This window comes from Arthrobacter sp. HMWF013 (assembly GCF_003061105.1).
Taxonomy (GTDB): domain Bacteria; phylum Actinomycetota; class Actinomycetes; order Actinomycetales; family Micrococcaceae; genus Arthrobacter.
This window is the reverse complement of the sequence record NZ_QAIQ01000082.1, coordinates 1-5,169: the sequence shown is the minus strand read 5'-3', so window position 1 is coordinate 5,169 and position 5,169 is coordinate 1. Positions and strand designations below refer to the sequence as shown.

Below are 5,169 nucleotides of genomic sequence, written 5' to 3'. Positions count from 1 at the left end.
CCCCGCCGCAAGCTCCTGGTGCGCGGGTTCGGCGGTAAGCATCGACGGCGCATACTGCGTCATGAAGCCGGCGGGGAACTCGGCCGTACTGACGTAGAAGTCCTCGAGTTCGGAGGGGTTCGCGAACTCCTCGGGCTTCTTTGCCATCATGGTGGACCATTCCTTATCGAAGTCGATGAGGTTCTTCGCCACCACCTGGCGCTCTTCGGAGTACGTGGACAGCAGGCTCTCCGGGCTGCGTCCTTCAAGGACGTGGCCCAGCTTCCAGCCGAGGTTGAAGCCGTCCTGCATGGAGACATTCATTCCCTGGCCCGCCTTGGCGCTGTGCGTGTGGCAGGCATCCCCGGTGATGAAGACGCGCGGCGTGCGGGTCCCCCGCTGGTCCGGAAGGACGTCGTCGAACCGGTCAGTGAGGCGATGGGCGACCTCATACACGCTGTGCCAGGCGACATTGCGGACGTCCAGCGTGTAGGGGTGCAGGATCTGGTTGGCGTGGGCGATGATCTGCTCGATGGTGGTGGCGCGCACGGAGCCGTGGTCATGCTGGTCGACCTCCCCGAGGTCAACGTACATGCGGAAGAGAAAACCGCCTTCGCGGGGGATCAGCAGAATGCTGCCGCCCGAGCCGGACTGGATGGCGCACTTGGTCCGGATGTCCGGGAAGTCCGTGTTGGCGAGCACGTCCATGACGCCCCAGGCATGGTTTGCAGCGTCGCCCGCGAGGGTGCAGCCGATCGAGTCACGCACCTTGCTGCGCGCACCGTCTGCACCAATCACGTACTTGGCACGGACAACGCGGTCCTGGCCCTCATGAGGTCCCACCGCGTGGGCGAGCGTGACCGTGACGGGATACTCCCCCTCAGTGCCGACCTCGAGCCCGCGGAACGCATAGCCGTAGTCCGGGGACATCCGGGTGGGCGAGTTGGCCATGACTTCGGCGAAGTAGTCCAGTACCCGCGCCTGGTTCACGATGAGGTGCGGGAATTCGCTGATGCCCATTTCGTCGTCGACCGTGCGTGCACCCCTGACGATGCGGGAGTGGTCAGCCGGGTCCGGCTTCCAGAAGGCCATCTCCGTGATGCGGTACGCCTCGGCGATGATCCGCTCGGCGAACCCGAACGCCTGGAAGGTCTCGACGCTTCTGGCCTGGATGCCGTCGGCCTGGCCGATGACGAGCCTGCCGGGGCGGCGCTCGACGATCCGGGTGGTGATGTCCGGGAACTGGGAGAGTTGCGCGGCGGCGAGCATGCCCGCAGGGCCTGTACCCACGATGAGGACGTCGACCTCGTCCGGAAGATCCGCGGGCCGGTCGATGCCTGCTCCGGCTGCCGGCTTGACCCGGGGGTCCCCGGATACGTATCCGTGATGGTGGAACTGCACGGGCTTTCCTCACTTCGCTGTGTGGCTCGTCTGGGATCGACTAGCTGTTCTATATCAGAACAACACGTTCGATAAATGAAATCTCAACTTCGATTTCAACTGTACGGCAGATGTGACGGGGGCGACAAGAGTCCATCGCCCCGGCCAATCTCCGGGGTTTGCCCGCCGGGATTCCCGGGAATTTTGAAGGGTTGACGGGCACTCCTGGCTGAGTATAGTGATCGTATACGATTTCGTACTCGACGAGGAGCAGCTGTTGGAACAGGTCACCGACCACATCTTGGCCTCGGCCCGCAAAGTCATCGCGGTGCATATCAACTACCCCAGCCGCGCCGCCCAGCGGGGACGTACGCCGGCCCAGCCGTCCTACTTCCTGAAGCCATCCTCCTCCCTTTCCCTCAGCGGGTCACCGGTGGAACGCCCCGCCGGCTGCGAACTTCTTGGCTATGAAGGCGAGATCGCCCTGGTGATCGGCAAACAGGCACGGCGGGTGGGGATCGAGGACGCCTGGAGCCACGTCGCAGCAGTCACCGCCAGCAACGATCTCGGTGTCTACGACCTCCGCTACGCGGACAAAGGCTCCAACCTCCGGTCCAAGGGGGGCGACGGTTTCACGCCGGTGGGCCCGGCACTTATCCCGGCAGACGCCGTCGACCCCGCCAACCTGAGGATCCGCACCTGGCACAACGGCGAGGTGGTCCAGGACGACACCACAGCTGACCTGCTCTTCCCGTTCGCGCGGCTGGTCGCGGACCTGTCCCAACTGCTGACCCTCGAAGAAGGCGACCTGATCCTCACCGGCACCCCCGCCGGCGCCTCCGTTGCCACACCGGGAGACGTGCTGGAGGTGGAAGTCAGTACCGCTGACGGGCGCCTGAGCACCGGCCGCCTGGTCACCACGGTGGTGGAAGGCACGACGCCGTTCGCCGGGTTTGGTGCCCAGCCGCAGGCAGACGACGTCCAGCGTGAGGAGGCGTACGGTTCGCGCGAAGCCGCCGGCCTGGCACCCGAGGCAAGTGCCGCCGTCGGGCCTGTCCTCTCCCCCGAACTGAAGGCAAAGCTGGAGAGCGTCTGCACCGCCACCCTGTCCTCCCAGCTGCGCAAGCGCGGCCTGAACAACGTCAGCATCGACGGCCTGACCTCCACCCGGCCGGACAAGCGGATCGTGGGCCTGGCCCGGACGCTGCGCTACGTACCCAACCGCGAGGACCTCTTCGCCACCCACGGCGGCGGCTTCAACGCCCAGAAGCGGGCCATCGACTCTGTGAACGAGGGCGAGATCCTGGTCATGGAGGCCCGCGGCGAAAAGGGTACCGGCACCATCGGCGACATCCTGGCCCTTCGCGCAGAGGTCCGCGGCGCGGCAGCCATCATCACCGACGGCGGCGTCCGCGACTTCTCCGCCGTGGCCGCTATGGAGATGCCTACCTACTATTCCAACCCGCACCCCGCCGTCCTGGGCCGCCGGCACATCCCGTGGGACACCGACATCACCATCGCGTGCGGCGGCACCACCGTGCAGCCCGGCGACATTATCGTGGCCGATTCGGACGGCATCCTTGTCATCCCGCCGGCGATGGCCGAAGAGCTCGCGGATGACTCGATCGCCCAGGAACGCGAGGAAACATTCATCGCCGAGATGGTGCAGCAGGGCCACAGCGTGGACGGGCTCTACCCGCTGGGCAAGGACTGGCGCGCGAAGTATGAGGAATGGGAAGCAGGCAAAGCCCGTGACTGACACCGCTGTGGCCGCCGGTAATACAGGCAGCAAGTCGGAGCAGGCCTACCGCGCCGTGAAGGCACGGATCGTCGAAGGCGCCTACACCCCCGGCTACCGGCTGGTCCTGGGCACCATCGCCAAGGACCTTGGCTTCAGCGTGGTGCCCGTCCGGGAAGCCATCCGCCGGCTCGAAGCCGAAGGCCTGGTGACCTTCGAACGCAACATCGGCGCCACCGTGGCCGGCATCGACCCCACCGAATACCTCTACACCATGCAGACCCTGAGCATCGTGGAGGGAGCGGCCACAGCCATCTCGGCTCCGCTGATCGGCGCGCAGGACATCGAGCGGGCCCGCAGCATCAACGAGGAAATGCGTGAATGCCTCAAGCACTTCGATCCCGTCCGCTTCACCCAGCTGAACCAGGACTTCCACAGCGTCCTGTTTGAACGCTGCCCGAACCCGCACATCCTTGACCTGGTCCACCGCGGCTGGAACCGGCTGGCCTCTCTGCGGTCCTCCACCTTCCGGTTTGTCCCCGGCCGCGCCCACGATTCCGTGGACGAACACGAGGCGCTGCTCCGGCTCATCGAAACAGGGGCGGACGCAGACGCCATCGAGAAAGCCGCCCGCCTGCACCGTTCCACCACCCTGGACGCCTACCTCGCCCAGGCAGCCCCCGCCGAACACGCCAACCCCGCCGAAACCAACGCGGGGTCACTCAACGCCCGATATTAGGCCTCCGAAGGGCCAAAAGTGACCCCGCGTTGCTCTTAAAGTGACACAGTAAGGATCAAAACAATGTCGTTTACAGCCGAACAGACCACGAAGCATTACGTGCCGCAGGATCTTCCCACCCACATCCAGCACTACATCAACGGCCAGTTCGTCGACTCGGTGGGCGGGGCGACCTTTGACGTTCTGGACCCGGTTTCGAACCAGAACTACGCCACCGCCGCGGCAGGACAGAAGGAGGACATCGACCTCGCTGTCGCCGCGGCCCGTGAGGCGTTCAAGAACGGTCCGTGGCCGAAGATGAAGCCCCGCGAACGGGCCCGCATCCTGAACAGAATCGCCGATGCCGTCGAGGCCCAGGAGGACCGGCTCGCGGAACTGGAGACCTTCGATACCGGTTTGCCGATCACCCAGGCCAAGGGCCAGGCGCTGCGCGCTGCTGAGAATTTCCGGTTCTTCGCGGACCTGATCGTGGCCCAGTTCGACGACGCCATGAAGGTCCCCGGCTCACAGATCAACTACGTGAACCGCAAGCCGATCGGCGTTGCCGGGCTCATCACCCCGTGGAACACCCCGTTCATGCTCGAGTCCTGGAAGCTGGCCCCCGCACTGGCCACCGGCAACACCGTGGTCCTCAAGCCCGCTGAGTTCACGCCGCTGTCCGCTTCGCTGTGGGCCACGATTTTCAAGGACGCCGGCCTGCCGGACGGTGTGTTCAACCTGGTCAACGGGCTCGGCGAGGAAGCCGGCGACGCGCTGGTCAAGCACCCGGACGTTCCGCTGATTTCCTTCACCGGCGAGACCACCACGGGGCAGACCATCTTCCGCAACGCGGCCGCCAACCTCAAGGGCCTGTCTATGGAACTCGGCGGCAAGTCCCCCTGCGTCGTGTTTGCCGACGCCGATCTGGACGCCGCGATCGATTCCGCCCTGTTCGGTGTGTTCTCCCTCAACGGCGAACGCTGCACCGCCGGCTCCCGGATCCTCGTGGAACGTGCCATCTACGACGAGTTCTGCGAGAAGTACGCCGCCCGGGCGAAGAACATCGTGGTCGGCGATCCGCACGACCCTAAAACCCAGGTGGGCGCGCTGGTGCACCCGGAGCACTTCGATAAAGTCGCCTCCTACGTGGAAATCGGCAAGACCGAAGGCCGGCTGCTCGCCGGCGGCGGCCGGCCGGAAGGCCTGCCCGAAGGCAACTACATCGCACCCACCGTGTTTGCCGACGTCGCCCCGGACGCCCGGATCTTCCAGGAGGAGATCTTCGGTCCCGTCGTCGCCATCACCCCGTTCGAGAACGACGACGAGGCGCTGGCCTTGGCGAACAACACCAGGT

The 5,169-nt window shown here is 65.5% G+C and carries 4 protein-coding genes; 3 read left to right on the top strand and 1 reads right to left on the bottom strand.

Annotated features, from left to right (window positions below; genetic code table 11):
• Positions 1-1,380: FAD-dependent monooxygenase (locus DBR22_RS03890; RefSeq protein WP_108597872.1), on the bottom strand; the 1,380-nt coding region annotated here is incomplete at its 3' end.
• A gap of 256 nt (positions 1,381-1,636) precedes the next feature.
• Between DBR22_RS03890 and DBR22_RS03885 the strand changes: the two genes are divergently transcribed.
• The 3 genes from DBR22_RS03885 to DBR22_RS03875 all read left to right on the top strand — a co-directional run.
• Positions 1,637-3,118 carry a fumarylacetoacetate hydrolase family protein gene (locus DBR22_RS03885; RefSeq protein ID WP_108597873.1) on the top strand — a complete coding sequence of 494 codons (1,482 nt, stop codon included), beginning with the start codon at positions 1,637-1,639 and terminating at the stop codon, positions 3,116-3,118.
• Positions 3,111-3,836 carry a GntR family transcriptional regulator gene (locus DBR22_RS03880; RefSeq protein WP_108597871.1) on the top strand — a complete coding sequence of 242 codons (726 nt, stop codon included), beginning with the start codon at positions 3,111-3,113 and terminating at the stop codon, positions 3,834-3,836. Before DBR22_RS03885 ends, DBR22_RS03880 begins: the two co-directional genes overlap by 8 nt.
• 63 nt (positions 3,837-3,899) lie before the next feature.
• Positions 3,900-5,169, top strand: a 1,270-nt coding sequence (locus DBR22_RS03875; RefSeq protein ID WP_108597870.1) for an aldehyde dehydrogenase family protein, incomplete at its 3' end; no start/stop codon positions are given.